Genomic DNA, 26933 nt, shown 5'->3' on the forward strand with positions numbered 1-26933 from the left:
ACACAATTCCTGCAAATTCCGTGCCGTTTGGGTACATTTGGGCAAGAAACTGACGAAACGTGCGCGCGTGCTACGCATTCGGACCGGGCAGTCGCTCGTCGCCGGCGCGGCGGGTGATTCGCTGCTCGTCCAGCCACTCCAGCAGGGGCAGGGCGTACTTGCGGGAGGTGCCCAGGAGGTCGCGCAACTCGGCTACCGTAATCCGGCCGTGCTGCCGCAGGTGCTCCCGGGTGCGCTGCGCCGCCTCCTCCAGGACCGCAGCCTGGATAATCAGGTCATCGCCCACCCGCACGGCCTCGCCCTGGTCGATGAGGTACAGGATCACCTCTTCCGTATCCCGGTCTGGCACCAGTTGCTTCAGTTCGGCCACCGACGGTGGGCTGAAGCCGGCGGCGGCGATGGCCGCCCGCAGGCGCTCGGCCACCCGGGACTGGCTCGCCGTCAGTGCGGGATTGCGGCCCGGCAGGGCCACCCGGTCGCGCACGAGCGCCAGCTCCCCGGCCGCCTCGGCGGCGCCCAGCAGTGCGGCAAACTCCTTGCCGCCCAGGCCGAGCTTGCGGCGGACCTCCTCCTTGCCCAGGCCCCAGCGCAGCGGGTGCTGCCGGTAGTAGGCCTCCAGTTCGCCGCGTACGGCGGCGCAGAACTGGCCGAAGCCCCGGCGGTGAATCCAGAGCCCCCCGTCCAGCTCCCGCAGGTCGGCGGCGAGGCCCGGCAGTTCCGCCTGGATCGCCTCGGCCGGCACGCCGGTCCGCCGGGCGAGTTCCGCCAAGCTCAGCGGCACCATGCCGGAGCGGAGCAACGTCTCCGCAATCACGCCGCCGGTGCCGCCCGACTCCTTCGCCTCCAGCTCGGCGATGGCCGCGGCGGCCTGCGACCGCCGGTAGCGGGCGTGCGGCTCGATCACCTGGCCGCCGCCCATGGTGTGTACGGGCGAGTAGCTGCGGATGATGTAACGGTCGCCCCGGCCGACCACCACCGGCTCCTCCAGCTTCACCTGCACGAAAGCCGAGTCGCCGGGCTTCAGGGTGTCGCCCGTGAGCAGGAGCACCCGACCCAACACCTCGCTGGTGCCCGTGTGCAGGTGCACCCGCTCGCCGTGCTTCAGCTCCCGGGGCCACGACTCCAGCAGGTGGAGCCGTCCGGCGAAACAGAGGGTAGGCCGCAGCATCCCGGGCGCACAGAGCACGTGCCCGCGCCGCACCTGCGACCGCTCCACGCCGGAGAGATTCACGGCCACCCGCTGGCCGGCCTCGGCGCGCTCCACCTTCTCGCCGTGGACCTGCAAGCCCCGCACCCGCACCTCGAGGCCGTCGGGAAGCAGCTCCAGCCGGTCGCCCTCGCGAATGACGCCGCCCACCAGCGTGCCGGTGACCACGGTGCCGAACCCGGGGCGCACGAAGGACCGGTCGATGGGGAGCCGCGCGAAGGCCGTGACATCCTTGGGCTCGGTCTCCTCCAGCAGCGCGTCCACCGCCCGCATCAGGGCATCGAGCCCTTCCCCGGTAACAGCCGAGACGGGGCAGAACGGGGCGCCCTCCAGGAAGGTGCCGGCCACGGCATCGCGCACGTCGGCCTCCACCAGCTCCAGCATCTCCCGGTCCACCAGATCGATCTTGGTGATGGCCACGAGCCCCTTCTTCACCTCCAGGAGCCGGAGGATGTCCAGGTGCTCGCGGGTCTGGGGCATCACCCCTTCGTCCGCCGCCACCACGAGGATGACGGCGTCGATGCCGGTGATGCCCGCCAGCATGTTCTTGATGAACTTCTCGTGCCCGGGCACGTCGATCACGGCGGCGCGCCGGCCGCTGGGCAGCTCGAAACGGGCGAACCCGATGTCGATCGAGATGCCCCTCTCCTGCTCCTCGGGCAGGCGGTCGGTCTCCACGCCGGTCAGCGCCCGGATCAGGGCGGTCTTACCGTGATCCACGTGTCCGGCTGTTCCGATGATGTAGTGCTTCATGGCGCCCTCCTTCCGGCCGACCGGGCGCGCCGCGCCGGGCGACGACCTCTCCCGCTGCCCGCCCGGCCGTGCCGGGTCGAGGGCCTGCCGGGACGCTCATCGCCTCTGCCGGCCCCACCGCGCCGCGACCTGCGCTACGCCGGGGACTGGGACCGCTCCCGCGCGCCGGCCTCTTCCAGGAACCGCTCGCAGTCCAGTGCGGCCATGCAGCCCGACCCGGCGGCGGTGATGGCCTGGCGGTACCGGGAATCCTGCACATCGCCGCAGGCGAAAACGCCCGGGACGCTGGTATGCGCGGTGCCGGGGACGGTCTTGATGTAACCGAGCTCGTCCATCTCGAGCTGGCCCCGGAGGAAATCCGTGTTGGGCTTGTGGCCGATGGCCACGAACATGCCGTCGGCCTCGAGCAGCCGCTCCTCGCCGGTCTCCCTGTCGCGAACCTTGAGCGCCTTGAACCCCTTCTCGTCTGCGACGACCGCGACGGGAACGGCGTTGAGCACCCAACTGATCTTGGGGTTCTGGCGGGCGCGGTCCTGCATGATCTTGGACGCCCTGAGCTCGCCCCGCCGGTGCACCACGGTGACGTCGGCAAACCGGGTGAGGAAGTTGGCCTCCTCCATGGCCGAGTCGCCACCGCCGACCACCAGCACCTTCTTGCCGCGGTAGAAGAAGCCGTCGCAGGTGGCGCAGTAGGAAACACCCCGGCCGATGTTCTCGTCCTCGCCCGGGATGCCCAGGTGCTTGGCCGAAGCCCCGGTGGCGATGATCACCGCCTCGGCCTCGATCACGTCGGTCTCATCCACGGTGATCCTGAAGGGCCGCTGCGACAGGTCCACGGCGGTGACATAGCCCCTGCGGAACTCCGCACCGAACCGCTCCGCCTGGCGGCGCATGTTGTCCATCAGTTCCGGGCCCATCACGCCCTCGGGGAAGCCGGGGAAGTTCTCGACCTCGGTGGTGGTGGTGAGCTGGCCGCCGGGCTCGTTGCCCTCGATGACCAGGGGCTGCAGGTTGGCCCGGGCGGTGTAGATGGCCGCGGTCAGGCCGGCAGGTCCGGTGCCGAGAATCACGACTTTGCGCACGACTGCATCCTCCCACTGGGAACAGATTTGGACGAGATCGCCGGTCCCCGCTCCCGTCCATTCTATCAGTTAAGACGTCACACGGGTAGCGCGGAGATATGCCCCGGGGGGTATCTCCGCCGGTGGGTTGAGGGGGTATGAAGGCGTTCGACGCGATAGGGGGAAAAATGGAACGGTATTTTCGGTGAGATAGAGGGAATTCCTGCCCCCTATCGGTCGTGGCGAGGGGGTAGACCAAGGGGAAGAGGGGCTCAAAGGGCCTCGGACGGGTCCGTCAGGAGGTGAAAACCGAGAATTCATACTCCCGGGGGGTATGGTCGCCCGGAGATATGGGGCAGATTTTCCCCATAATCCTGCAAAAATAGGCGCCCGATTTTCCCTCTATTTCCCGCCCGGTGGTGCGGCCGCTGCACCCCCGCAGAACGCCCGCTGGGTCGTGTCGGGCCCGCTCGACCGTCGTGAGCTCGCCGCAGCACACCCGCCGCCTGCGAATCGCTCCTGCCGAGCGGCCACCGCACTCCCGCAGAACGCCCGCTGGGTCGTGTTGGCCCGCTCGATCGTCGTGAGCCCGCCGCAGCACACCCGCCGACCGCGAGTCGCTGCTGCTGAACGGCCACCGCACTCCCGCAGAACGCCAGTTGGGTCGTGTTGGCCCGCTCGGCCGTCGTGAGCCCGCCGCAGCAGACCCGCCGACCGCCAGTCGCTCCAGGTCTTTGGCGGGTGGCCAGCGGAAGGCCAGGCCACACGGGAAACGGTGCGGGCCCTGGTACCGGCCCCACCGCGCGCCGAAGGCGCGGACCCGTGGTCCACGCCTTCGGCTATGCATCCTGGAGAACCAGCTCCAGGCGTCGGTACCCGCACGGACGTACCGGGCGCCCGGCCGTCCGAACGGCGTTGGCGGAGCGCCGCCGGAACCCCTCACGGCCCGATAGGGCGAATCCGCCGCCTTGCGGGGAGGCCGGCCCCACTCGCGTTGGTCGGGCAGCGAGCCTCGCTGATAGCTTTCCCGCGCCCTCCCGCCGTTATGCACGTTGCGTCCGGTTTGGGACAACTTCGCCCCGGCCAGGTGCTATGCCGCTACTGGTCTGATAATATTCATGATGAACAACAAACCTGAGCACGAAGGAGCAACGATAGAGTAACGATGGCAGCACGAGCACGACTGGGCGTCTGGTGGCGCATGCTCCGCCCGTTCACGCTGGTGGCGAGCATCACCCCGGTGATCGGAGGCACGGCGCTGGCGTACGCGGACGGGCACTTTCACGTGGGCCGCTTCCTCGCGTTCCTCCTGGCCGCGATCCTCATTCAGTCTGCCACCAATATGTTCAACGAGTATTTCGATTACGTGCGTGGGCTGGATACCCGCGAGCATGTGGGTATTGCCGGCACGATCGTGCGCGACGGCGTCTCGCCCCGCCTGGTGATCAGCCTGGCCTGGGCCTTTTTCGCCACAGCGATCGCTCTCGGGCTCTACATCTCGGCCACCAGTTCGTGGTGGGTGTTCGGCGCGGGCCTGCTTTGCCTCGGGATCGCCTTCGTCTACTCGGGCGGGCCGCGTCCCCTCTCCTCCACCCCCTTCGGGGAGCTGGCCGCCGGCTTCACCATGGGCCCGGTGATGATGATGCTGGTCTACTACACCCAGGCGCTGACGGTGACGGCCCCGGCCATCTTGGCGTCTGTCCCCATCGGTCTCTTGATCGGTGCGATCCTGCTGGCCAACAACATTCGTGACGTCGAGGCCGATCGAGCCGGCGGGCGCCGCACCCTGCCCATCGTGCTGGGCAGGGACCGGGCCGTCGGCGTGCTGGCTGGCAGCTTCGCCCTGGCCTACATCATCACGCTGGCGCTGGTGGCCACCCGGCACCTCACACCGTGGGCCCTGCTGGTCCTGCTCTCGCTGCCCGCCGCCTGGCGGCCGGTGCGGCTCTTCCGCCAGGAACGCGAGCCGGTGCGGCTCCACCCGGCGGTGAAGGGCGTCGCACAACTGCTGGCCCGGTTCGGCGTGCTGCTGGTGCTGGGGCTGTTGCTCTCGGTGTGGGTATCGCGGTAGGCTGGCGCCACACGGGGCGTCGGAAAGCCCTGCCGCCAGACGTAACGGTAACGATTTGAGCCACGCCCTCCATACGACGTGGCTCATTTCGTTACCCTTCGTGGTTCAACCATATCGGCGGCGAGCTACATGGCCAGCGCTCCCCCCGGGGGGAACGCTCCCGCGCCCCTGCGGCGCTACCCTCCGCCCTCGGCGTCGCCCGACCCGGCGTCCGGCTCCACCCAGGTGACCGACCGCACGACCGCCTCGAAGATCGGGCGGTACTTGTCGAAGGTCGGCGCCAGCGCCGTGCCGTGGATCACGTACGCGATACCCTCCCGCACCAACACGGTACGGTAGACCCGGGCCTCACCCTTCGGGGCGGTGAAGCGGTCCACCATCCAGCGGCCGGGGACGCCGCTGACAACGATGTCACCGCTCTCCAGCGTCTCGGTGTCGGGATACCGGTTGCGGACCTCCGCCTCCATCGCCTCGACGTAGACATCCAGGGTCGGATCGGGAAAGTGGTCGTCGGCGGTGACCACCACGTTCTCCAGGAAGATGTCGTCCTCCCCGACCTGGGGGCTGACCATCACCACCACTGCGTCTTCCGTCTCGTAGGCCGCCCAGTCGCCGGGGATCCCCACCGAGAGTCCGGTCTCGGGATCGACGTAGGTCAGGGCAAGCAGGGAACTCCCCACGTCATCCTCGTCCTCGCCTTCCGCCGGTTCAGACCCGCCCCCGACGGCCGGGGTGGGCGCGTCGGACACATGCTCGGGCCCGGCGTTCTCAACCGCAGGGGTGCGGGCCCGGGGCCCATCGCAGCCTGCTGCCAGCAGCACCAGAGTTGTCAGCAGGAGTGCGAGGAGACTGGATCGCAGGCGCATGGGAACCCTCCCTTTCGTGATGCGAAACGCTCATACTCGTGTTCGCCCCCGTGCGGTGCCTCTCCTGCCCGCACTTGCAGGACTGCGGATCCCGCAAGCCAACCTGCCACCTCTCTCCCCGCTCTCCCACCTGCACCTGTGGAACCACGGCTCCCCAGGGCACCCTGCCACCTCACCCCCCACTTCCCGCCTGCACCGGGGGGACGACGGCTCCCCTGCCACCTCTTCCCCGCTCCCCACCTGCACCCGGGGACCACCCGGCGCCGACCTGCCGCTTCTCCCCCGCCCCCCGCCTGCACGGGGGGTGCAACGCTCCCCGCGCCGGCGTGCAGCCGCTCCCGTGCTCGCCGGCCAGCCGGCCTCAACGGCACCGCCACCACCGGGAAGGCCCCGCGTCACCATGACACCCGAAATAGTGCTTGCTCGAACAAGCACACGCTTTTTCCCGAGAGAGTCTTGATTATTCAGACAAGCCTCTGCCACACTAGCCGTACAGCCCACCGCGGGCTGAATCCGAATCGGTAGGGGAGGGTTCGCAATGCGTGCGCGGCGATGGGTAAGCCTGGCAGTGCTCGTGCTGTTCCTGTTCGGCGTGGTGGGGGCCGGACTGGCAGCACCGGAGGAGTTCCCGCGGGGGAACCGGCTGGACGGGCCCCTGGGACAGGCCTTCCAGAAGGCGGCCGACAAGTACGGCGTGCCGGTGGAACTCCTGGTCGCCCTGGCCTATGCGGAGACCCGGCTGGATGACCACGACGGCGTGCCCAGCGTGGCCGGCGGCTACGGCATGATGCACCTGGTCTCCAACCCGGAGGTGCAGATGCTGGAAGAGGCGGCCGCCCTGACGGGACTCGATCCCGAGAAGCTGAAGGTGGACACCGAGGCCAACATCATGGGCGGCGCCGCCCTGCTGGCCCACTACGCCCAGCAGGGGACGGTCTCGGTGAAGGGCACGGGCGACTGGTTCGAGGCGGTGGCCCGCTACAGCCGGCTGGAAGGTGCGGCGGCCCGTGAGTACGCCCTGCAGGTGTACGACTTCCTGAACCAGGGCATCGACGCCGTGGTCGACGGCGAGGAGATCCGCATCGAGCCGCAGGCCGTGAAGCCCAACGAAGGCGAGTACGCCGGCATGGTCAGGGCCCAGTCGCAGGACTACGGGCCCGCCGCCTGGGTGCCGGCCCACTCGTCCAACTACACGGCCGCCAACCGGCCCAGCAGCCACTCCATCCGCTACATCATCATCCACGTGACCCAGGGCTCCTACGCCGGGACCATCAGCTGGTTCCAGAACCCCAGCTCCAACGTGAGCGCCCACTACGTCATCCGCTCCAGCGACGGGGCGATCACGCAGATGGTACGGGAGAAGGACATCGCCTGGCACGCCGGTAACTGGACCTATAACACGCAGTCCATCGGCATCGAGCACGAGGGCTGGGTGTCGAACTGCACCTGGTTCACCGACGCCATGTACCGCTCCAGCGCGGCGCTCACCCGCAACATCGCCCTCAAGTACGGCATCCCCATGAACCGGAATTACATCATCGGCCACAACGAGGTGCCGGGCGCGACGCACACCGACCCGGGCAGCTGCTGGGACTGGAACTACTACATGAGCCTGGTCACGCAGGGCTCGGGAGGCTCGTGGTCTGCCATCGTGGACAACACCACCAGCGGCCGCTTCCGGGCCTCCAGCAGCTGGGGCACCTCCTCCTGGTCCAGCCAGCGTTACGGCAGCGACTACCGCTTCGCCGAGCCGGCCTCGGTGAGCGACGCCGCCTACTACAAGTTCAACATCCCATCCACGGGCTACTACGACATCTACATGTGGTACCCGGCCAACAGCGGCTACAACGACAAGACTCCGGTAGTGATCTGGCAGGCCAACAGCAACAACACCGGCACTACCCCCGTGACCGTCCACGTGAACCAGCGGCAGAACGGCGGCAAGTGGGTCCACCTGGGCACGTTCCGGCTCCTGGCCGGCGATCGGGAGGTCATCGCGGTGAGCCGCTGGACCAGCGGCACCGGCTACGTGATCGCCGACGCGTTCCGGGTCGTCAGGCGGTAACGCACAGGGGGCTGCCCCGGGCACATCCTGCCCGGGACAGCCCCCGCTGCTTTTATCTGGCCAGCAATAGCACGATAACGCTGCTGCACAGGTTCATGGCGATGTGGGCAGCGATGCTGGCCCCGGTGCCCCAGCGCCACCGCACCAGGCACAGCGTCAGGGCGACGACCAGCAGGGTGGTGAGCCGCCCGAGGGAGGCGTCGACCAGCACGTGCTTGAAGGCGAAGAGGAGGGCGGTGATCAGGATGCCCCCAGCCGTGCCCAGGGCGCGCGTGAGGCCGGTCTGAACCACGCCCCGCCACGCCAGCTCCTCGGTCACCGGCACCACCAGGCCGTTGGCGGTGAGCAACAGCACCCAGACCCGAACAGGCGGAGGGACAGGGATCGCGCGGGCGGCCGGCGTCGCGCCGGCCTGTGCGAACAGCCAGCCGTCGACCCGGGCGGTCACCGGGAGCAGGAGCACCACGCCCAGCCCGGCGGCGATCCCCGCGAGGAGTCCCGCGGGACGTGCCCGCAGGTCCCAGTGCTCCCGACCCAACCCCCGCGTGAGTGCGAAGCGACCGATGGCCAGCGCGATGAGGGGAAACCCCGGGAGAATGGCCAGTTGGTCCGCCGTGAGGTAGTCGCCCAGCCGCGGGCCGAGCAGGAGCCCCGCCGCCGCGCGGAGCCAGAACTCCATCACCACCCAGGCAAACGCCGCCAGGAAGGCCACCCGCCCCTCGGAGGAGAGGCGCCGGGCTTCCCACCGGGGGAGGCGGGCGCCCAGCATGCCGCCCAGGATCGGGCTGATCAGGGCCAGGAGGAGACCGGGCGGCCCGAAAGCGATGGGGTTATACGACTCGCCTCCCGCGTCCAGCGACAGGCGGAAGGCCAGCAGCAGCGCCACCTGGACCGCCGCGCCGATCTGGAGCGGGCGCGCCCAGGCCGGCCCGCCCAGCCACCGCACCGCCGCGCCGGCCAGCAGGTGAATCGGGATGATGGCCAAGGTCACCAGCCAGAAACGGAGGGGGACGGCGACCGGCATGAGGACCGGCGCCAGGGGCCAGATGGCCAGGAACAGAAAGAGGAACAGCCCCACGCCCAGGAGCAGGCCGCGGGCGACCACGCCCCACCAACCGGTCCGGCGCCTGCTCGCCCGCGGGTCAAGCACGCTCTGCCCAGGGTTCAAGCCAGCACCCCCGAAATGCGGAGTTCTTGCACTCAGTTGCCTGGCATTCAACGCTGCATGCCCAGGCTCCTGCGCGAATGTTTGCGCATCCGGAAGCGACCCGGCGCGCCGCGGACCGGCCGCCGCGCCGGGAAGAACCGCACGGAAAGCGGCGCAAAGGGAGGGCCGGCCCCGCGGCGCAATCCGCCGGGGGACGGCCCCCTCGTCGCTACCCCAATGCCTGCCACACGGCCCGGTCCCGCGCCACCAGGCGCCGCCACGCCTCCCCCACCCACGCCAGGAAGGGCTCGTCCCAGGGCGGGTCGGCCGGCCAGCGCGCCTCCACCGCCGCCTGCAGCTCCAGGTCCCACTGCCCGTAGAGCCTGACGAGGGTGTCGTGGGCGGCGCGGGCCTCCCGGGCGGCGGGGTCGCCCTGGTTCTCGCCGCCCGCCAGGAAGGCCTCCTCGCAGAGGTAGTAGTTGCAGGTGGCCGCCCGGCGGTCGGGGGGAATGGTGCAGCCCTGCGTCCCGTGGTAGACGCACTTGGTGGGCCAGACCCCAGCGTTTGCGCCCGGGTTGGGCACCCGCCGGAGGAGCAGCCCCCGGGGACCGGGGCGCAGGTTGCCGGCGGCGATCTCGCCCAGCAGCCACTGCGCCCCGCCCCGGGAGACGATGCGGCCGATGTCGGCCCAGTCCACCCCCGGCAGCGAGGCGCAGCAGCCCGTGGGGCCGTGGGGGCATTCCGCGCAGAGCGTCGAGTGAAGCCGGGCCTCCACCCCGGCCCGCTCGACGCGGATCACTTGCCGAACCGGGCGATGATGGCCTCATGCGCCCGCATCTCCAGATCATCGTTCAGGCGGCCGATCTTCACCTCGCCGCCGTAGCGCCGGTCCAGGGCCCGCTGGATCAGCCAGTCGGCCAGGTGCGGGTTCTTGGGCAGGATGGCGCCGTGCAGGTAAGTCCCGACGGTGTTCTTGTAAATGACTCCTTCCGTGCGGTCGGAGCCGTTGTTGCCGTAGCCCTTCACCACCCGCCCGAGCGGCCGCAGCCCCTTGCCCAGGTAGGTGCGGCCGGAGTGGTTCTCGAAGCCCACGATGGTCCGCGTGCCTCCGAAGAGGTCGCTCTCGATGATGCAGTTGCCGATCATCCGCTTCTGGCCGCCCTCGGTCCAGAGGTCGAGGATGCCCGTGAAGCGGATCATCTCGCCGGTGTGCGTTTTGAAATACTTGCCCAGCATCTGGTAGCCACCGCAGACGGCCAGCACCGCCAGGCCGTCCTCGATGGCCTCAGCCAGCGAGTTCCCCTTCACCTTCATGAAGTCCTCGGCGATGAGGGCCTGCTCCCGGTCCTGCCCGCCGCCCATCATCAGGAGGTCGAACTGGCGGAAGTCGGCGGTCTCGCCCAGGCGTACCTGCGTGACCACCGGGTCGAGGCCGTGCCAGCGGGAGCGCTGTGTGAGGACGATGATGTTGCCCCGGTCGCCGTAGAGGTTCATATACTCCGGATAGAGCCAGCCAATGTGAATACGGGGGCGCTCCACGCCTACACCTCCCAGTATTTCTTCGTGTGGCCCTGCCTGGCGATGAGGCCGCGGATCTGCAGCATCGCCGTGTAGGTCGGCAGGATGTACAGCAGGTCCCCGGGCTGAATGTAGCGCAGCCCCTGCTTCACGGCCAGCGCGGGGTCCTTTTCGATGGAGAGTTTGGCGATGTCGAGGCCTGCGTACTTCAGGCGCACGGCCATGTCCTCCGCCCGCTGGCCGGTGCAGATGACGAAGTTGATCTCGTCCTGGTGGCCGGCCAGCGCCTCGAAGTCGACGTCCCAGAGCCACGAGATGTCGGTGCCGTCCGCGTACTGGTCGTTGATGGCGATCACCAGGTTCTTGCGGGCCTCGGCCTGCATCACGGTCTGGATCACCGAGTCGAAGCCGGCCGGGTTCTTCACCAGGGCCATGAAGACCTGCCGGTCGCCGATGGCGATGCGCTCCATCCGGCCGAACTGGCTGGTGGTGGCCTCCAGCCCCTTCTGGATGACCGAGAGGGGAAGGCCCAGCGCCACCGCCCCGGCCGCGGCTGCCAGGGCGTTGTAGACGTTGTAGAGGCCGGGGATCTGCAGCCGGACGTCGCAGTCCCCTGCCGGGGTGACCAGGTGGAAAGAGGAGCCGCGGGCGTCCACGTCCCACAGCCGATCGGCGTAGACCTGGGGCTCCGGCCGCCGGTGGCCGCACTGCGGGCACTGGTACTTTCCCAGGTGGGCGTAGTGGAGCGCCGAGTAGTCATAGGGGTGGCCGCACTGAACGCAGTGGCGGGCGTCCGCGGTCTGGGACGGGGCGCAGAGCGAGGCGGTGTCGGCCTCGAGGCCGTAGTAGAGCGCCTCCACGCCCTTTCGGGCGCCCAGGCGGGCGCAGTTGGGGTCGTCTGCGTTCAGCACCGCCCGCCCACCTGCCGCCAGGTGGTCGAGCCCGCGGGCGACGAGCTCCACCGTGTGCTCCAACTCGCCGAACCGGTCCAGCTGGTCGCGGAAGAAGTTGGTCACCACCACTGCCCGGGGCCGGATCTCCTGGCACGCCCGGGGCATCGTGGCCTCGTCGATCTCCATGAGCCCCACCGTGCGGTCGACGCGCCCGGTCCAGCCGGCCGCTTGGATGAAGGCGGTGGTCAGGCCGGCGATGAGGTTCGCCCCGGCCCGGTTGTGGGCCACGCCGTACCCCGCCGCCTCGAAGATCGACGAGAGCATCTTCGCGGTGGTGGTCTTACCGTTGGTGCCGGTGACCGCCACGACCCCTTCCCGGGGCTGCGCAGCCAGGTTGCGCAGCAGGTCGGGGTCCACTTTGCGGGCAACCGCGCCGGGCAGTGACGTGCCCCCGCGCCCCGCCATGCGGGTGGCGGTCACCACGCCCTTGCCCACCCAGACTGCCAATCGTGATCGGAGGTTCATTAATGCTCCCTCTACTTTCTAGAGGGGGAATGCCCTTCCCCCTCGCCCCGATTCTATGTTAACTTCAAGCGTGGAGCCTTTGCAGGTGTCCTCCGGCTCCGATGGCCCCAAACTTATTCTAGATTCCCCGCCGTTTGGCTGTTTCCTTCGCAGAAGGGAGTCGTTCTCGTTGCTGCCAGGCCGCGTCCGAATCGCCGCCTTTACCCTCGCGATCCTCGTCCTCTCCGGTTGCTCCGCCGCCAACGAAGCCGAAGAGGCCGCACCAGGCGGCGTCGACCCGGAGGCCCCCGTGGCCGCCGGCTACCCCGCCATGCCGCTCCCGGGGGAGCGCACGCCGCTCCAGGGCCGCTCCCTCTCTGGACTCTATGCGAGCCCCCCGTCGGCTGACACCCTGGCGGCGCTGGAGACCGCCGAGCCGTCGCCGGACGGCCTCTTCCGGGCGCTGCTGAGCGATGGCGAGATCTGGGTCACCCGCATCGACGGCGCCTGGATCTGGCAGGTTGCGCTGCCGCCCGTGTCCGCGGCGGGCACGGCGCAGGGCGCGGCGGAAGGTGCGCCGGGCACGCAGGGGGCGGACGCGGACCGAGCGGCGGCGGGCGGCCAAGCAGCCTCGGCGGGTGGGACGGCACAGTCGAACGTTTCCCCGCCGTTGGACGGAGCGGGCGGCCCGGACGATGCGTCCCCCGCAGCGGGCGGGGCAGCGCCGACCCCGGTGGGGCCGCTGCAGTGGACGCCCGAATCCACCCTCCTCTTCCGCGACTCGGCCGGACGCTGGCTGGAGGCCGACCCGCTCACGGCTCAGGTGAAGCCGCTTGGCGCCGCGCTGAACGGAGTGGCCGCGCTCACCCTCTCGCCGGACGGGCGTGAGGTGCTCTACTATAAAGGCAACCGGCTCTACCGGGCCCTACGCGACGGCAGCCAGGAGCAGCTGGTGGGCGAGAACGTGATCGGCCACTGGGACAGCGCCGGCCAGCTGGTGGTGACGCCGCGGCCCGTCAGGCAAGCGGAAGAGCAACCGCAGGGGCAGACGCAAGCGCAGCCCCCGGGGCAGTCCCGCCGGGAGCCACCCGCGCAGGCCCAAGGCCAGTCTCCGGGAGGGTCGCAGGGGGCATCGCAAGGCCAGTCGGGAGAGCCATCGCACCAGCCCTCCGAAGGGCAGTCCCAGGGGCAATCTGAAGGGCAATCCCTGGAGCAGGGCCAGGGGCAGTCCGAAGGAGAATCGCTTGCGGAGTCCCCGGCACAAACCCACGTGCAATCCCACGATGAATCCCAAATGGAATCTCAGGAGCAATCGCAGGAGCAGCCCAACGACCAACCGCAAGGGCAATCTCACGAGCAGTCTGAGGAGCAATCCCAGGGGCAGCCCTAGACACGGTCCTCAGGGGCGCCCCATCGGGAGGTACCGCAGGGGGGTCCTAAGGGGGAGTCACAGAGCCGGTCTCGGCGGGCCCCGGGGGCATGCACAGGGTCAGCAGCGAGATGCAGTGGGGAGCGCCAGCGCCCTGCGAAGCGGATCCCCGGACGGTGTCGGGTAGGGAACCGGCCCGAGGCGACAAAGGAGGCCAAACGCGTGAACAGTGGTCTATTGCGGGAGCAGCGATACCTGAAAAAGACGGGGCTGGTCATGCTGATTACCGTGCTCAACATGACCGCCCCTCTCTCGACCGACATGTACCTGCCGTCTGTTCCCACGATGCTGAAGTACTTCGCCGTGTCGGAACGGGTGCTCAACCTCACCCTCGTGGGCTTCTTCTTTTTCTTCGCCGTGGGCATGCTGCTGTTCGGGCCGCTCAGCGACCGCTTCGGGCGGAAGCCCGTGCTGATCGCGGGCTTGAGCGTGTACGCAGGGGCCTCCCTCCACTGCGCCGGCGCCACATCCATCTGGCTGCTGATCCTGTTCCGCGTCCTGCAGGCGCTCGGCGCGGGCTGCGTGGTCTCGGTCTCCACGGCCCTGGTGAAAGACAGCTTCGCCGGCCGGCTCAGGGGCACGATTCTCGCCACCATCCAGTCGATGTCCGTCGTGGCCCCGATCGTCGCGCCGATCATCGGGGCCCTCATCGCCCAGTACGCCTCCTGGCGGGCCACGTTCCTCGTGCTGGCCGGCATTTCGCTGCTGTCGCTCACCGCGGCGCTGCTCCTGCAGGAGACGCTGCCGCCGGAAGCCCGGCTCCGGGAGGCGTAATGGGCAGCCTCGGCCGCCTGGGCGTGGTGGCCCGAAACCGGCCGTTCCTCAGCCTGCTGGCCGTCGTCGGGCTGATTCCCGCCGGGTTCATGGCGTATATTGCCGTGAGTTCCTACATCTATACCGATTACTTCTGGCTGTCGGAGTCGGCCTTCAGCCTCTTCTTCGCGGCCAACGCGGCGGTCTCCGTTATCGGCCCGCTCTCCTACATCCGGCTGAACGGCCGGGTCGCGCCCCGCACTGTGATCACCGCGGCTCTCACGTTGGCCCTGTGCGGCGGGCTGGCCGTGCTCCTCTTCGGCCGGCTGGCTCCCCTGGCGTTCCTGCCGTCGTTCATGCCCTTCACGTTCGGGTCCAGCATGATCCGACCCGTCGCCACCGATACCCTCCTGAACCAGCAGGACACGGACACGGGCTCGGCCGCTGCGCTCATCAACTTCGGCAACACCCTGATGGGTTCCCTGGGCATGATTCTGGGCACACTCCCATGGCCAACCTTCGTGATGGGCCTGGGCGTGATCACCCTCACGGTGTCCGCGCTGTCGCTCACCGGGTGGTTCCTGCTGCTCCGCTCCGACGTCCCGCTCAAGGGGGTCAAGCCGGAGCTGAGCCCCGGGGGCGCCTCGCTCGCCCCCGGACTGGGCACGGGTGACGCCAGGTAATCCGCCTAACGGTTCTGCCGTTAGCTTGGAAATTCGCTTGCAAAGGAGAGAGCCTCAGATGCTGCACCAGACAGAGCCCTGCGACGTGTTGGAGGCCATGGCACGACGGCACAGCGTGCGGGAGTTCCGTCCCGATCCCGTCCCTGACGCGATGCTGCTGGCCCTGCTGGAGGCCGCGCACCAGGCGCCCAGCGCCAACAACCATCAGCCCTGGGAGTTCGTGTTGGTCCGCCGCCCGGAGACCAAGGCCGCCCTGGCCGCAGCCACGTCCGGCCGCAACGCCCAGGTCGTGCAGACGGCGGGTGCGTCCGTGGTCTGCCTGGCGTCGCTCCGGCAGGCAGACGCCCTGGCCGACCGCATCGAGGCCCAGGTGAAGGCGGGGCAGGCGCCGCCCGAGCGGGAGGCCATGGTGAAGCGGCTGCGGGAGGATCAGCTGCACCGGCAGATGCTGGTCCTGCCCAACACATACACAGCTGTGGGGTTCATGCTGCTGGCTGCCACCAAGTTCGGGCTCGCCACCCTCTGGATGACGGGCTTTGACGGCGAGAAGGTGAAGGAGGCGGTGGGCGTGCCCGCCGACGACTACCTCTTCGCCGGGGTGGTGGCCGTGGGCCATGCGGCGGAAGGCTGGACGCAGCCGCCCCGGAACCGCCGGCCCCTGGAGGAGATTTACTACTTCGAGCAGTTCGGACGGCGTGAGCCGTAACTTCCGGTGAAACGAAGCCCCCGGGCGTGCACCCACGCCCGGGGGCCTTTCCTGTCAACCAACACCTCGGCGCTCACACACCTGCCCGTGGAAATCCCTCCGGCCCCTCAGTGCAGCACCTTCGAGAGGAACTCCCGCGTCCGCGGGTGCCGCGGCTCGCCGAAGATCTGCTCCGGGGGCCCCTCCTCCACGATCAGGCCGCCGTCCATGAAGAGCACCCGGTCCCCCACCTCCCGGGCAAAGCCCATCTCGTGGGTGACGACCACCATGGTCATGCCGTCGTTGGCCAGGTCCTGCATCACCTGCAGCACCTCGCCCACCAGTTCCGGGTCCAGGGCGGAGGTGGGCTCGTCGAAGAGCATCACGTCGGGTTCCATGGCCAGGGCCCGGGCGATGGCCACCCGCTGCTGCTGGCCGCCGGAGAGGAAGTTGGGGTACTGGCCCGCCTTGTCGGCGAGACCCACCCGCCGGAGCAGCCGGAGCCCCAGTTCCTCGGCCTCGGCCCGGGGCATCCGGCGCACCCGGATCGGCGCCTCGATCACGTTCTCCAGGGCCGTCATGTGCGGGAAGAGGTTGAAGCGCTGGAAAACCATGCCCATGCGGGCCCGCTGCTGGTCCAGCACCTTCTCGGGCAGCGGCACCAGCCGGCCGCCGACCTGCCGCTGCCCCACCTCCTCCCCCTTGAACAGCACCCGCCCGGCGGTGGGCTTCTCCAGGAAGTTGATGCAGCGCAGCAGGGTGGACTTGCCCGAGCCCGACGGGCCGATGATGACCACCACCTCGCCCTTGTGGACCGTAAGATCGATGCCCCGCAGCACCTCCAGCTTGCCGAAGCTCTTCTTCAGCCCCTCGATGACGATGATCGGCTCGGCCATGCTATCCCCTCGCCTCCAGCTTCTTCTCCAGGCGGCTGGCCAGCGCGCTCAGGCTCATGGTGACCACGAGGTAGAGCACCGCCGTCCACACGAAGGTCTGCCACACCAGGTTCGTGCGGGAGACGAACTGCATCGAGTACTTCATCACTTCCAGGATGGAGATGGTCGAGGCCAGGGAGGTGTCCTTCGTCAGCGCCGACATCTCGTTCACCATGGGCGGCAACAGGCGCCGGTAGGTCTGCGGCAGGATGATCCGCCGCATCGCCAGGCCGTAGGACATGCCCAGGGAGCGGGCGGCCTCCATCTGCCCCCGGTCGATGGACTGGATGGCCGCCCGGATGATCTCGGCGATGTAGGCGCCGGCGTTCAGGCTGTAGCCCAGCACCGCCGCCTCGAACGCGGGGATGAGGATGCCCACCTGGGGCAGGGCGTTGTAGATAAAGAGCAGCTGAAGCAGCAGCGGCGTGCCGCGAAAGAGGTTCACGTACACAGCCGCGGGCACAGTGAGCAGCGGGTTGCGGGAGATGCGCGCCAGGGCCGCCAGCAGCCCCAGGAGGGTGCCGAAAAAGGCGCTGATCACCGTGAGTTTGAGCGTCACACCCAGCCCTTCGAAGAGCACGGGCAGTACGTTGATGCTGTGCTCAACGAACCTGTCCAACCCGAGTCACCCCTTTCCCGAGCCGCGACGCGCCGCAGGCGCCGTCGTCTCCGCCGTGCAACCCTAGTGCCCGGCCGCGTCGCCGAACCACTTCACCTGCAGCTCCTGAATGACGCCCTCGGCCTGCAGCTCGTCCACGGCCTTCTGGATGGCGTCCCGGAGTTCGGTCTCGCCCTTGCGCAGTGCGACGCCGATCGGGTCAGGCTCCATCTCGGCGAAGCCGGTCACCCGGTACTGGTCGGGATCGAGCTGGGCGTAGTAGCCGGCCACCGGGGCGTCGATGGCTACCACGTCAGCCCGCCCGTTCGCCAGTTCCCGGAAGGCGTCGGTGGCATACGGGAAGGAGCGCAGCTCCTTGGGCTGGATGCCCTTGTTGGCCATGAGGTCCTCGACGTAGTACTGGGCCGTGGTCTCCTCCTGCACGACGACGATCTTGTCAGCGAGGTCGGCGTCGCTCTTCACCTCAACGCCGGGGCGCGAGGCGTAGGCGATGCCCATCGTCAGGTACTGGACGAAATCCATCTCCTTCTGCCGTTCCTCGGTGATGGTCATGGACGACATGATGACGTCGTAGTGCCCACCCAGCAGCCCGGCCTGGATGCCGGCCCAGTCGATGATGGTGAAGTCAGCCTTGACGCCCAGCTTCTCGGCCACGGCGTTGGCCAGGTCGATGTCGAAGCCGATTGGGGTCTTGCCGTCCTCAGCGACGAACTCCATGGGCGGATACGACGCATCGATGCCCACCCGCAGTACGCCCTCGGCCTGGATGCGCTCCAGCGAAGAGGTCTCCTTCTTCTCCCCACTGCCGGGCTCCTGGCTGCCGCCGGACTCCGAGGACTGCCCCTCCGCCGGCTGCTGTGCGGCGGCACCGCCGTTCGCCTGCCCCCCGTCGGACGGCTGCGCGCCGCCGCAGGCCGCCAGCACGACGGTGGCGAGCAGCAGGATAACAAGGAAGAAAGCGGAACTCTTTCTCATCATGATTGAACCCCCCACGATTTGGCCTATCGCTATAGTGAATCTTCACTGCAGCAGAATGATTGGAGACCAAGATTCGCCGCGAAACGGTTAGCACCTTCTTGTGGGGATTCAGAATTTGAAAGGAGTTGGCTGAATGAGCAGCCCTGTCATCTCGCAAGAGCCCGAGCCCGCATCGCCGCGGCGGGGTTGGGTTGGGCGCCTGTTCCGCTGGCTGGGCATGCTGCTGCTCATGGCCGCCGTCGGCACTGGCGCGGCGCTGCTCACCTTCGAGTTCCGCATGCAGGCGGTGCAGACCAGTGCGACCGCCGACCTGAATGCCCTCAGGCAGGACACCATGGAGCAGGTGGCCGAGCTGCGCTCGGAACTGCGGAGTAAGACCACGGCGCTCGAGGAGGAAATCCAGGCGAAGCAGGCCAGCCTGGAGGCCGACCTGAAGCGGGTGGAAGAGGCAGCGCAGTCTGCGGGCCTGCTGATGGAGCAGAACGGTGAACTGACCACGCTGCAGTCCCGGCTGGCGGAGATTGATGCGCTGAGACAGGAGCTCCGCACCGCCCAGGAGCAGATGGAGCAGAAGATGAAGGCCCTGGAGGACTCGGTGAAGGAACAGCTCGCCGCCTCGGAGCAGGAGACCGCCGCCGCGCTCTCCGTGGAGATGACGGTGAAGGGCCTCCTGGTCAAGGCCCAGGGCGAAGTGCTCCTGGCGCAGGTGTACTGGGCCGAGGGGAACCGCGGCCTCGCCCGCGACGAGCTGGCCATCGCCCAGCAGTCGCTCATGGACGCCCTGGAGGCCGCACCGGCGCAGGCCAAGGCTGACCTGCAGAAGGTCGTGGACCTGGCCGAGTCGACCAGGGCGGCGCTGATCCTGGAATCGAACTCGGCCCGGGACCAGCTCAATCTGCTCTGGCACGAGGTCAGCGCCCGGCTGAGCAAGGACTGGTGAGAATGGCTGTGGACTGTGCCGGTGGGCCGCGAGTTGTGGGTTGTAAGCGCTGAGGCGCGTGCCCTGCGCCGCGAGCCGTGAGCTTGCAGCGGCGAATCGCAGGGCATGGGCCGTGGGCCGAGAACCGTCGAGGCCAGTCGATAAGGGGGCAGCCGGTGCGGCTGCCCCCTTTGTGTGCGCGACCGGAGGCCGGGCGGCGTGCCACAGCGCGGTCCCCCGTCAGATGGTTGGCAACCGTCACCGTGCTGCCGCTCACGAGATGCAGCCGGTTCCCCCGCCGAGGTACGCGAACATGGGCCTGACTGGGTGCCAGACGAGGTCGAACCCCTCGCCGTCGTGGCGCTCCTGCCCGCCGCACGGGAGCGGTTCCGCGCGGAAGGGGCAGCGAACGGGCACGGCCCCGCCCAGGGGCGGGGCCATGCATTCTGCGGCTTCCCAAACACGAGCGGCGGCAGTCCGCACGCCCTGCGGCTGCCGCCGTGCCCATCATCCGCTACCCATCCTGCTCCTTTCCGCCACCTTCCGGTTCCGCCGGCGGCTCTTCCCTGGCCGCCAGCAGCTCGCGGGCGGCCTCCTCCTGGTCCGGCGGTACGAGAATCGAGATGAAGCCACCGACCCGGGCCGGGCCCAGGATAAAGGGCAGCGCCTGGGCGCCCCGGGCATCGGTGAGCACGGGGATGCCGTTTCCCTCCAGCAGTCCGCGGATCAGCTCAGCCTCGATGTGGTCCGGCGCCTTGTAAACCTCGACCCACTCGACATCCATGGCCATCCCTCCAGATTGTCGGCCACGTCGTTCCGCAGGGCTCCCGGCCTATGGAGTCCACCTGCGGATCCCCGGCTACCCGCCTGCGGGCAGTCCGCCTCACCGCACCGCTCACACTCCACGATTCACCGCCACGGCCACAACCGGTCTCCTCGTCACACCGCCCACGACCCCCATCTCACAGCTCAACGGTTCCGGGCTCGTGCAGGTCCCAGGCCGCCTCCAGAGCGGCTTGCAGCACCCGCTGCTGCCCCTCTGCGTCGCCCGGCACGGCGGGCTGGCGGATCACGACGCCCCGGGGAACAGCGATCCCGCGCAGGCCGCCGGCGCCGGTGGCCAGAACCACCGTCGGCACGCCGGCCAGCTCGATGAGACGGGCGATCAGGGCGGCGGTGAGCCAGCCCGACTCGCCCGATGCGCACAGCAGCGTCACATCGGCGCCCATGCGGCGGATGCGGTAGGCCACCGACAGCCCCGACCCTGCGAGCAGCGGCAGCGGGTCGGTGATGTTCCCGCTGAAGCTGTACGCAAAGGGGGCGACGGCGTCGATGGCCCGGGACGCGGCCATGGCCCGCAGCCGCTCCAGGGGGAACACGAGGTTGAGGTCCTCCCCTGCCGGCTGCGGGAGGCGCCCCGAAACGGCCAGATCCTCGTATTGGACGACGACCGGGAACTCGCGGAACGTCGGGTCCCCGCCCGGGCGCCCCTCATCGTAAGGCTCCTGCAGCCCATGCTTCAGGTATACGCCCGCCGTCGCCACCAGCGCCACCTTCGACTCCGCCACCGGCCGTACCCACTGGCTCCAGGGCACGAAGCCGGCGGTCAGATCGTGCAACTCTTTCTCCGTCACCTGTTCCGCCTCCCCTGCGCAGACGTATCCATCATCGCCGACCAGAACGCTTACATCGTTCCCTTCCAGCCTCCGGCCGCCATCTCCTGCAGCCGCCGCAGGAGCACCTCCCGCCGGTTCCGACCGGGGTCCTCCACCACCTCGTCCAGCAGCGCCTTCAGCACCTCCCCCACGTAGGGGCCCGGTCCGCGGCCGAAGGCGGCCATCACGTCGTGGCCGTCCACCGCCAGGTCTGTCACCTTGAGGGCGGCGTCGGCGGCCAGCACCCGCCGGACCTCATCCAGCAGGGCCATCGTCTCCGGGCCGAGATCCCCCTCCCGCTTGCCGGAGGCCAGCCGGTCCGCCCGGCGCAGCTGCACCAGGTCGTCCATGTACTCCAGACCGATCCGCCGCACCATGCGCCGGATTGCGGCGTCGGTGACGGGGCCGTCCAGGTGAAGGTCCATGTGGTAGCGCACTAGGTGCACGGTGCGGGTGCGGATGTCGTTGTCGAACCGCAGGCGCCGGAGCAGTTCGTCCGCCATCTCCGCCCCCACCAGCTCGTGCCGGTAGAAGTGGCGGTTGCCCTCCTCGTCCACCGAGAGGCAGCGGGGCTTCGCCACGTCGTGGAGCAGCGCCGCCAGCCGGAGGTGCAGGGCGGGCGGCACGAGGGCGAGGGCCATCAGGGCGTGCTCCCACACCGGGAAGGCGTGATACTGGTTCTGCTCCACCCCCACCATCTCCAGGAGCTCCGGCGCAAACTGCTCCAGCAGGTTCAGTTCCCGCAGACGCTGCATGCCCCAGGCCGGGCGGTCGGTCACCAGCAGGCGGCCGAACTCGGTGCCGATCCGCTCGGGCGCCACCCGGGAGAGCAGCGGGGCGGCCCCCCGGATCGCACGCAGCAGCGCGGGCTCGATCTCCAGGTGGAACTCCGCCGCCAGCCGCACCGCCCGCAGCGTGCGCAGGGGGTCCTCCGCCAGCCGATCCTCCGGCCGCCCGCAGGCCCGCAGGAGGCCCTTGGCCAGGTCCCGGCGGCCCCCCAGCGGGTCGACAAATCCGCGGCCGGGCACGAAGGCCATGGCGTCCATGGTGAAATCCCGGAGGGCCAGGTCGGCGGCGAGATGGCCCCCGCGGTACGGGGTGATCTCATAGACCACGCCATCGCGCGGCACCAAGACCGTGCCGGTCTCACGCGCCACGCCGATCTGCTTCCCCTCCGGGATGAGCGCCAGGATCTCGTCGGGGGACGCGCTGGTGGCCAGGTCCCAATCCTTGGGCGTGCGGCCCAGGAGCAGGTCGCGCACCGCCCCGCCCACCACGGCCACCTCATGCCCCGCCCCGGCCAGCGAGTCCATCAGTGCACGCCCGGCCGGCGGAAGGGCGCGCCGCAGCCGGCCCGGCAGGCGCAGCGCGGCCCAGCCGAGCCGGAGCGAGCGGAGCGCCGTTCCAACCAGCGGGGCCCGGTGCGCCGGCGTACTCTCCCGCACCTCGTCACCCCCCGAGCCGCAGGGCCCGCGCCACCGCTTCGGCCGGCGTCGCCACCCAGTCTGCGGCCTCCAGGGCCGCCGGATGGCTGCCCGGCACGGCCACCCCGATGCCGGCGAAGCGGACCATGGGAACGTCGTAGGTGTTGTCGCCCACGGCCAGCACCGCCTCCGGCGGGATGTTCCGCCGGCGGCAGTAGCCGGCCAGGGCGGTGCCCTTGTCCACGGCGGCGTGCCAGATGTGGAGCACCGTCTCGCCCGGAATGCGGTCGCTCAGGTCGAACTGCGAGTCCGGGAGCCCTGCGGGGAACGCCTCCAGCACTCGCCTCACGGACCGGTCGCCGTACACCGCCGCCAGGGTCGGCGGCCCGGGGAGGCGCCCGAGCAGGGGATCGATCTCCGTGTAGGGGTTCCAGTCCTCCCAGCCGTTGAAGTCGTCCGCCCGCCGCGTGGCAAGGGCCGTGTCCACGGCGAACGGGGCGCAGGCCAATCCTGCACCACGAGATGGGCCCTGTCCAGCGACCGCCAGCGCCGCAGTGATCGCCAGCCCCTCGTCCAGGGCGAGCCGGCGCAGCCGCTCCCAGGCCTCCGGCGACAGCGGGCGGTGCGAGCTGACGCGTCCCGTCCCGTCGGCGACCTCCAGCGCGCCGAGGTAGCAGATGGCCGGCCCGGTCATCCCCAGCTCCCGGTACAGGGGCAGGGTCGACCGCCACGACCGGCCCGTGACAAGGATCACCTCCGCACCGGACGCGCGGGCCGCCTCCACGGCCCAGCGGTTGGACGCGGAGATCCGCCCGGACCGGTCCACGAGGGTGTTATCCAGATCGAACGCAAACAGCCTGATGTGCATAGCCCCACGCCAACACAGGCCCGGGAGCGGACTCCCGGGCACGACAGCATCCCGTTCCGCCCGGAGCGAGCGGAACTGTCTAGTCCCATGCCTGAACCACGAGCAGGTATCCTTCCCCCACGCTGACGCGGGCGCACCGGTCCACGATCCGGTTGGAAACGCCCAGCGACTCGCCCCAGCGCAGGGTCGCACCGCTGAGGGGCCAGTGGACGCCGGTGACCGTCACGCCCGTCACGGCGGGGCTGAGCGGCACCAATGATAGGAAGGAACCGGCCTCACGCGGAACCTCGAGCCACTCCCCACCCCGCAGCACGCGGGCGATGTTCTTGCCGTCCGTCATCGTAACGGGCACCGGGCAGGTGGGCAGGAGCAGCAGGTTCGAGACGGTGTGGTCGAGCCGGGTGCCGGAGCCGCCCACCAGCAGCACCTCACCGGCCCCCCGGCGCACGGCCTCCGCGAGGGCCAGTTCGGTGTCGGTCTCGTCCTTCTCTACCGGCACCTGCAGAATGGGCACGCCCTCTGCGCGGGCGGCGGCCAGCACATCCGCCGGCAGCGAGTCGAAGTCGCCCAGCAGCACGTCGGGCCGGAGGCCCAGCGCGCGGGCGTGCCGCAGTCCGGCGTCGGCGCAGATCACCAGGTCCGGCCGCCCCACCAGGCGGCGCACGCGCGTGATGTCGTAAACCTCTCCTGCTGCGAATACCACCGCTCTGCTCATGGCGTGTCCCCTTCACGACGGTCTCCACCCATTATAGCAGAGCAGTGGAGCGCAGAAGCGGCGCTGCGGCGGGCGCTAGTTGCTGCAGACGTCGCCGGCGATGCGGCGGCGTTCGAGGATCCGCGCCAGCCCCTTCAGGCCGTAGTTCAGCCGGCTCTTGACGGTACCGATGGGAATCGCCAGCCGCTCGGCGATCTCGCGATAGCCAAGGTCGCGGAAGAACCGCAGTTCGATGACGACCCGATACTGCGGCGAAAGCTCGGCGAGGGCGCCGAGCAGGGCCTCCGTCATCAGGGCCCGCTCCGCCTCTTCCTCCAGGTGCCCGGGAGACCGGCTGACCGAGTGGCCCAGCGGCTCCTCCGCGGCGTAGCGCCGCCGCCGGAGCAGGTCGATGGCACGGTTGCGGGCCACCCGGAAGAGCCACGCCTGCAGGTGCCCTTCCTGGCGGAACCGGTCGCCGTGCTGCCAGGCCTTCAGCAGGGTGTCCTGGCAGATCTCCTCAGCGGTGTGGATGTCGCCCACGAGGCGATGGGCGTATTGAAGCAAGGCGCCGCCGTAACGTTCCATCATCATGCCCAGCGCCTCTTCGTTCGCCGCGGTGAGGCGAAGACCAGTCGGGCTTCCGGACTCATCCCCCATGGGAAGGCGCCGCGCATTCAGGCCAGCCTGCCTTGCCATGGCTCCTATTGCCTCCTTTGTCCCCCACATATGAAAGCATCGTGTATAATTATTGCTAAATCATTCCGGTCTGAACTATCCTGCGTGGCGGTATCTTACAACAATCTTACAAGATTAGCATGCACAGCTTCGGCCCGTTATGCAAGAGCGTTCCCAAACGCGATCCGACCGCAGTGCCACAGTCAGAACAGTCGCAACTGTTCCGGATTCTGCCGGGCGCCGGGGGCCAGCGGCACGCCCCGCTCATCCCGCGGCGGCGTGGGCATTCCCAGCAGTTCCATCAAGTCCAGGGCGTTGCGCACCGCGTAGTTGGACCGGTTGTTGTTCATCAGGAGGTGGACCTCCTCGGCCTCCTGCGCCAGCACCTGCCGGATCGGGTCCAGCCACTCTGCCAGCTCCTCCTTGCTGTACAGGTAGTCGAAGCGCTCGGCCGTGGTCCTGGCCCCCTTGATATACCAGGTCTTCGTGTTGCGGCCGTGGAAGCGGACGATCGCCAGGCGCGGGTCGGTCACCGCGACCACCCGCGGGACGGTCCCTGAGCCCACCTGCGGCGCGTCGCAGGCCACGTGGACGGCCCGGATCGCGCGCAGGAACCGGAGGGTCTCCTCCCGGTTCTCCTCGGTGAACCACGAACGGTGCCGGAACTCCACCGCCACCACCTGGTCGGCGAAGAACTCCCGGCAGACCTGCACCCATTCCCGCGACTCCTCCGTGCAGGTGAACCAGGGGGGGAACTGGAAGTGCAGGGCGCCCAGCTTCCCCGCCTCCCGCAGCGGCTCCACCGACTCGGCGAAGCGCTTGAAGACCTCCATCAGGTCCTCCTCGCCGGGGCGCGGCTCGCGGTGGTGGCGCGTCAGCGCGCCGTAGGCCTTCACGTTGAAGCGGAAGTCCGGCGGCGTGCGGGCCGCCCACCCGGCGAAGAACCGGGCCGGCTGCAGCCGGTAGAACGTGCTGTCCACCTCCACCAACGAGAAGTGGCGGGCGTAGTACGTCAGGCGCTCCCGCGGCGGCAGCCCTGGGGGGTAGTAATCCTCGTGATCAGACCAGGCACAGGTGCCCACACGGATGCGGGCCATGCCCCTCCCTCCTCTCGCCTCCATGGTAACACAAGGAATCCCGCCCCGAGCGGGCGGGGCGGGAAGTGCTGAGGAGGGAAGGTCTTACTGGTAGTGCCCGGGGGGTTCGGTGTGGGCCGGGTGCGCTCTCGGGTCGGCCGTGTGGTAGCGCCGCACGGAGGGAGGCTCGGTGAGGCCCAGCTGGTCGTGCTCGGCCTGAAACCGCCTCCGGACCTGGGCGACGTGTTCGGGCGATGCCCACCGGATCGGATACTCGCCGCGGGTGCGCAGGAAGCTGAACAGCACCTCCTGGTTGTGGGTCTCCTCGCCGTGCATGGCCAGGAAGAACTCCCGCACCCCGTTGTTGGTGGACTCCAGCGCGGCCTCGGCATAGAGCCTGGCCAGCTCTTTGGCGCTGCACAGGCAGTCGCGCAGCCGGTCGACGTCAGCCATCCGCACGGTGGTACCCTCCCCCAGACTGCAGGAGCAGCTTGGCGTGCTTCGTAATGTCGCCGGGGGCGTCCAGCAGGGCCAGCAGCATGTCAATCCGCCGGTGGTGGATGTCGGCATGCTCGTGCATGAGCTGCCGGGCGTCGGGGTCTTCCATCTCGGCTGCGTAGTGGTGCGCCTTCTTGAGGGCGAGGAACTCCGCGTCCAGCGCGTGCCGCACGAAGGTCAGTTCCTGCTCGGTCAGCCGGTTCTCCTCCGCATCGTACACCATGCCGTTCCGCCTCCTTCGCGCTTAGTATGGCGCGAGGGAGGCGGCGGCATGCCGGGCACAGCGGCCTCGTGGGTCAGTGCAGCACTACTTCTTGGCTGCGGCGTACCGCTCGGCCACCTTGTCCCAGTTGATCACGTTGAAGAACGCCTGGATGTAGTCGGCCCGGCGGTTCTGGTACTTCAGGTAGTAGGCGTGCTCCCACACGTCCATGCCCAGGATGGGCGTGTCGCCCTGCATCAGCGGGCTGTCCTGGTTGGCTGTGGAGTAGACCGCCAGCTTGCCGTCCTTGGTGACGACGAGCCAGGCCCAGCCGGAGCCGAAGCGGCCCGCGCCGGCCTTGGCGAACTCGCTCTTGAAGTTCTCGAAGGATCCGAAGGCCGCCTTGATCGCCTCGGCCAGCTCGCCCGTGGGCTCCTTGGCACCGCCGGGGGTCATGATCTCCCAGTAGAGGCTGTGGTTGGCGTGGCCGCCACCGTTGTTCCGCACGGCCGTGCGGATCGACTCGGGAATGCTGTCGATCTGGGTGAGCAGCTCCTCAACGGACTTGGCCTGCAGGTCTGCGTGCCCCTCCAGCGCAGCGTTGAGGTTGTTCACGTAGGTGGCGTGGTGCTTGCCGTGGTGAATCTCCATCGTCTGCGTGTCGATGTAAGGCTCGAGCGCGTTGGTGGGGTACGGAAGCGGCGGAAGCTGGAAAGCCATCAGGAAACCCTCCTATCTCATTCTAAATGTTT

27 protein-coding genes are annotated in these 26933 nt (G+C 69.2%); 7 read left to right on the top strand and 20 right to left on the bottom strand.

Features of this window, described 5'->3' with window-relative positions; genetic code table 11:
• Positions 1 to 70: 70 nt before the first annotated feature.
• Together selB and trxB are read right to left on the bottom strand one after the other, a co-directional pair.
• A complete protein-coding gene (gene selB / locus AB2385_RS03195) occupies positions 71 to 1960 on the bottom strand; it encodes a selenocysteine-specific translation elongation factor (RefSeq protein ID WP_367653480.1) in 1890 nt (629 codons plus the stop codon).
• A 134-nt stretch (positions 1961 to 2094) separates the two neighbouring features.
• Positions 2095 to 3042 (bottom strand): thioredoxin-disulfide reductase, encoded by a 948-nt coding sequence (gene trxB, locus AB2385_RS03200; RefSeq protein WP_367653481.1) that lies wholly within the window; start codon positions 3040 to 3042, stop codon positions 2095 to 2097.
• Between the two features lie 1144 nt (positions 3043 to 4186).
• On the opposite strand from trxB, the gene AB2385_RS03205 reads away from it, so the two are divergent.
• Complete coding sequence (locus AB2385_RS03205) at positions 4187 to 5092, top strand: 1,4-dihydroxy-2-naphthoate polyprenyltransferase (protein ID WP_367653482.1); 906 nt, start codon at positions 4187 to 4189, stop codon at positions 5090 to 5092.
• 176 nt (positions 5093 to 5268) lie between these two features.
• Here AB2385_RS03205 and AB2385_RS03210 read toward each other — a convergent pair whose 3' ends face one another.
• Positions 5269 to 5958, bottom strand: coding sequence for a hypothetical protein (locus AB2385_RS03210; RefSeq protein WP_367653483.1), 690 nt, complete (start codon positions 5956 to 5958; stop codon positions 5269 to 5271).
• 538 nt (positions 5959 to 6496) lie between these two features.
• Between AB2385_RS03210 and AB2385_RS03215 the strand changes: the two genes are divergently transcribed.
• Positions 6497 to 8023: an N-acetylmuramoyl-L-alanine amidase gene (locus AB2385_RS03215; RefSeq protein ID WP_367653484.1), complete on the top strand. Its 1527-nt coding sequence runs from the start codon at positions 6497 to 6499 to the stop codon at positions 8021 to 8023.
• 52 nt (positions 8024 to 8075) lie between these two features.
• On the opposite strand, the gene AB2385_RS03220 is transcribed toward AB2385_RS03215, so the two are convergent.
• The 4 genes from AB2385_RS03220 to AB2385_RS03235 all read right to left on the bottom strand — a co-directional run bounded on the left by AB2385_RS03220 (position 8076) and on the right by AB2385_RS03235 (position 12106).
• A complete protein-coding gene (locus AB2385_RS03220) occupies positions 8076 to 9191 on the bottom strand; it encodes a lysostaphin resistance A-like protein (protein WP_367653485.1) in 1116 nt (371 codons plus the stop codon).
• A gap of 208 nt (positions 9192 to 9399) precedes the next feature.
• Positions 9400 to 9969, bottom strand: coding sequence for a hypothetical protein (locus AB2385_RS03225; RefSeq protein ID WP_367653486.1), 570 nt, complete (start codon positions 9967 to 9969; stop codon positions 9400 to 9402).
• Positions 9966 to 10709, bottom strand: coding sequence for a type 1 glutamine amidotransferase (locus tag AB2385_RS03230; protein WP_367653487.1), 744 nt, complete (start codon positions 10707 to 10709; stop codon positions 9966 to 9968). The genes AB2385_RS03225 and AB2385_RS03230 overlap by 4 nt, the downstream gene beginning before the upstream one ends.
• A gap of 2 nt (positions 10710 to 10711) precedes the next feature.
• On the bottom strand, positions 10712 to 12106 hold the full coding sequence (locus AB2385_RS03235; RefSeq protein ID WP_367653488.1) for a MurT ligase domain-containing protein: 1395 nt from the start codon (positions 12104 to 12106) through the stop codon (positions 10712 to 10714).
• 169 nt (positions 12107 to 12275) lie between these two features.
• Here AB2385_RS03235 and AB2385_RS03240 point away from each other — a divergent pair, with 169 nt between their 5' ends.
• The 4 genes from AB2385_RS03240 (at position 12276) to AB2385_RS03255 (ending at position 15656) form a co-directional block, all read left to right on the top strand.
• On the top strand, positions 12276 to 13475 hold the full coding sequence (locus tag AB2385_RS03240) for a hypothetical protein (RefSeq protein WP_367653489.1): 1200 nt from the start codon (positions 12276 to 12278) through the stop codon (positions 13473 to 13475).
• Between the two features lie 201 nt (positions 13476 to 13676).
• Positions 13677 to 14288 (top strand): MFS transporter, encoded by a 612-nt coding sequence (locus AB2385_RS03245; RefSeq protein WP_367653490.1) that lies wholly within the window; start codon positions 13677 to 13679, stop codon positions 14286 to 14288.
• A complete protein-coding gene (locus AB2385_RS03250) occupies positions 14288 to 14950 on the top strand; it encodes a hypothetical protein (RefSeq protein ID WP_367653491.1) in 663 nt (220 codons plus the stop codon). The genes AB2385_RS03245 and AB2385_RS03250 overlap by 1 nt, the downstream gene beginning before the upstream one ends.
• 58 nt (positions 14951 to 15008) lie before the next feature.
• Entirely contained in the window at positions 15009 to 15656 is a 648-nt protein-coding gene (locus tag AB2385_RS03255; protein WP_367653492.1) for a nitroreductase family protein, read from the top strand.
• Positions 15657 to 15763: 107 nt separating this feature from the next.
• Here the strand turns inward: AB2385_RS03255 and AB2385_RS03260 are convergent, their stop codons facing one another.
• From AB2385_RS03260 to AB2385_RS03270, 3 genes are all read right to left on the bottom strand, one after another.
• Positions 15764 to 16531, bottom strand: a complete 768-nt coding sequence (locus AB2385_RS03260; protein ID WP_367653493.1) for an amino acid ABC transporter ATP-binding protein — start codon at positions 16529 to 16531, stop codon at positions 15764 to 15766.
• A 1-nt stretch (position 16532) separates the two neighbouring features.
• Positions 16533 to 17189 (bottom strand): amino acid ABC transporter permease, encoded by a 657-nt coding sequence (locus tag AB2385_RS03265; protein WP_367653494.1) that lies wholly within the window; start codon positions 17187 to 17189, stop codon positions 16533 to 16535.
• A 63-nt stretch (positions 17190 to 17252) separates the two neighbouring features.
• Positions 17253 to 18167 (bottom strand): ABC transporter substrate-binding protein, encoded by a 915-nt coding sequence (locus tag AB2385_RS03270; RefSeq protein ID WP_367653495.1) that lies wholly within the window; start codon positions 18165 to 18167, stop codon positions 17253 to 17255.
• 133 nt (positions 18168 to 18300) lie between these two features.
• Between AB2385_RS03270 and AB2385_RS03275 the strand changes: the two genes are divergently transcribed.
• Positions 18301 to 19107 carry a hypothetical protein gene (locus AB2385_RS03275; RefSeq protein ID WP_367653496.1) on the top strand — a complete coding sequence of 269 codons (807 nt, stop codon included), beginning with the start codon at positions 18301 to 18303 and terminating at the stop codon, positions 19105 to 19107.
• Positions 19108 to 19600: 493 nt separating this feature from the next.
• On the opposite strand, the gene AB2385_RS03280 is transcribed toward AB2385_RS03275, so the two are convergent.
• The 10 genes from AB2385_RS03280 to AB2385_RS03325 form a co-directional block, all read right to left on the bottom strand.
• Complete coding sequence (locus tag AB2385_RS03280) at positions 19601 to 19870, bottom strand: DUF2007 domain-containing protein (RefSeq protein WP_367653497.1); 270 nt, start codon at positions 19868 to 19870, stop codon at positions 19601 to 19603.
• A 178-nt stretch (positions 19871 to 20048) separates the two neighbouring features.
• The gene (locus AB2385_RS03285) at positions 20049 to 20720 is read right to left on the bottom strand and encodes a hypothetical protein (RefSeq protein ID WP_367653498.1); all 672 of its coding nucleotides are present in this window, start codon (positions 20718 to 20720) and stop codon (positions 20049 to 20051) included.
• A 50-nt stretch (positions 20721 to 20770) separates the two neighbouring features.
• On the bottom strand, positions 20771 to 22186 hold the full coding sequence (locus AB2385_RS03290; RefSeq protein ID WP_367653499.1) for a CCA tRNA nucleotidyltransferase: 1416 nt from the start codon (positions 22184 to 22186) through the stop codon (positions 20771 to 20773).
• A 4-nt stretch (positions 22187 to 22190) separates the two neighbouring features.
• Complete coding sequence (locus AB2385_RS03295) at positions 22191 to 23033, bottom strand: HAD family hydrolase (protein ID WP_367653500.1); 843 nt, start codon at positions 23031 to 23033, stop codon at positions 22191 to 22193.
• A 79-nt stretch (positions 23034 to 23112) separates the two neighbouring features.
• Positions 23113 to 23748, bottom strand: a complete 636-nt coding sequence (locus tag AB2385_RS03300; RefSeq protein ID WP_367653501.1) for a thiamine diphosphokinase — start codon at positions 23746 to 23748, stop codon at positions 23113 to 23115.
• A 75-nt stretch (positions 23749 to 23823) separates the two neighbouring features.
• Positions 23824 to 24426, bottom strand: a complete 603-nt coding sequence (locus AB2385_RS03305; RefSeq protein WP_367653502.1) for an RNA polymerase sigma factor — start codon at positions 24424 to 24426, stop codon at positions 23824 to 23826.
• A gap of 182 nt (positions 24427 to 24608) precedes the next feature.
• Complete coding sequence (locus AB2385_RS03310) at positions 24609 to 25502, bottom strand: DUF72 domain-containing protein (RefSeq protein ID WP_367653503.1); 894 nt, start codon at positions 25500 to 25502, stop codon at positions 24609 to 24611.
• A gap of 84 nt (positions 25503 to 25586) precedes the next feature.
• Positions 25587 to 25934, bottom strand: coding sequence for a spore coat protein (locus AB2385_RS03315; protein WP_367653537.1), 348 nt, complete (start codon positions 25932 to 25934; stop codon positions 25587 to 25589).
• Positions 25927 to 26202, bottom strand: coding sequence for a hypothetical protein (locus AB2385_RS03320; RefSeq protein ID WP_367653504.1), 276 nt, complete (start codon positions 26200 to 26202; stop codon positions 25927 to 25929). The genes AB2385_RS03315 and AB2385_RS03320 overlap by 8 nt, the downstream gene beginning before the upstream one ends.
• 84 nt (positions 26203 to 26286) lie before the next feature.
• Positions 26287 to 26901 carry a superoxide dismutase gene (locus AB2385_RS03325; RefSeq protein WP_367653505.1) on the bottom strand — a complete coding sequence of 205 codons (615 nt, stop codon included), beginning with the start codon at positions 26899 to 26901 and terminating at the stop codon, positions 26287 to 26289.
• Positions 26902 to 26933: the final 32 nt, after the last annotated feature.

Origin of the sequence: Symbiobacterium sp. (genome assembly GCF_040797425.1) — a bacterium.
Taxonomy (GTDB): Bacteria; Bacillota; Sulfobacillia; order Symbiobacteriales; family Symbiobacteriaceae; genus Symbiobacterium.

Bases quoted from the DNA above. Each gene is read 5' to 3' on its own strand.
- AB2385_RS03325 (WP_367653505.1), bottom strand. From the start codon at position 26,901: ATGGCTTTCCAGCTTCCGCCGCTTCCGTACCCCACCAACGCGCTCGAG.
- AB2385_RS03295 (WP_367653500.1), bottom strand. From the start codon at position 23,033: ATGCACATCAGGCTGTTTGCGTTCGATCTGGATAACACCCTCGTGGAC.
- AB2385_RS03320 (WP_367653504.1), bottom strand. From the start codon at position 26,202: ATGGTGTACGATGCGGAGGAGAACCGGCTGACCGAGCAGGAACTGACC.
- AB2385_RS03235 (WP_367653488.1), bottom strand. From the start codon at position 12,106: ATGAACCTCCGATCACGATTGGCAGTCTGGGTGGGCAAGGGCGTGGTG.
- AB2385_RS03205 (WP_367653482.1), top strand. From the start codon at position 4,187: ATGGCAGCACGAGCACGACTGGGCGTCTGGTGGCGCATGCTCCGCCCG.
- AB2385_RS03270 (WP_367653495.1), bottom strand. From the start codon at position 18,167: ATGATGAGAAAGAGTTCCGCTTTCTTCCTTGTTATCCTGCTGCTCGCC.
- AB2385_RS03260 (WP_367653493.1), bottom strand. From the start codon at position 16,531: ATGGCCGAGCCGATCATCGTCATCGAGGGGCTGAAGAAGAGCTTCGGC.
- AB2385_RS03315 (WP_367653537.1), bottom strand. From the start codon at position 25,934: ATGGCTGACGTCGACCGGCTGCGCGACTGCCTGTGCAGCGCCAAAGAG.
- AB2385_RS03275 (WP_367653496.1), top strand. From the start codon at position 18,301: ATGAGCAGCCCTGTCATCTCGCAAGAGCCCGAGCCCGCATCGCCGCGG.
- selB (WP_367653480.1), bottom strand. From the start codon at position 1,960: ATGAAGCACTACATCATCGGAACAGCCGGACACGTGGATCACGGTAAG.
- AB2385_RS03310 (WP_367653503.1), bottom strand. From the start codon at position 25,502: ATGGCCCGCATCCGTGTGGGCACCTGTGCCTGGTCTGATCACGAGGAT.
- AB2385_RS03280 (WP_367653497.1), bottom strand. From the start codon at position 19,870: ATGGATGTCGAGTGGGTCGAGGTTTACAAGGCGCCGGACCACATCGAG.
- AB2385_RS03255 (WP_367653492.1), top strand. From the start codon at position 15,009: ATGCTGCACCAGACAGAGCCCTGCGACGTGTTGGAGGCCATGGCACGA.
- AB2385_RS03210 (WP_367653483.1), bottom strand. From the start codon at position 5,958: ATGCGCCTGCGATCCAGTCTCCTCGCACTCCTGCTGACAACTCTGGTG.
- AB2385_RS03215 (WP_367653484.1), top strand. From the start codon at position 6,497: ATGCGTGCGCGGCGATGGGTAAGCCTGGCAGTGCTCGTGCTGTTCCTG.
- AB2385_RS03300 (WP_367653501.1), bottom strand. From the start codon at position 23,748: ATGAGCAGAGCGGTGGTATTCGCAGCAGGAGAGGTTTACGACATCACG.
- AB2385_RS03250 (WP_367653491.1), top strand. From the start codon at position 14,288: ATGGGCAGCCTCGGCCGCCTGGGCGTGGTGGCCCGAAACCGGCCGTTC.
- AB2385_RS03305 (WP_367653502.1), bottom strand. From the start codon at position 24,426: ATGGCAAGGCAGGCTGGCCTGAATGCGCGGCGCCTTCCCATGGGGGAT.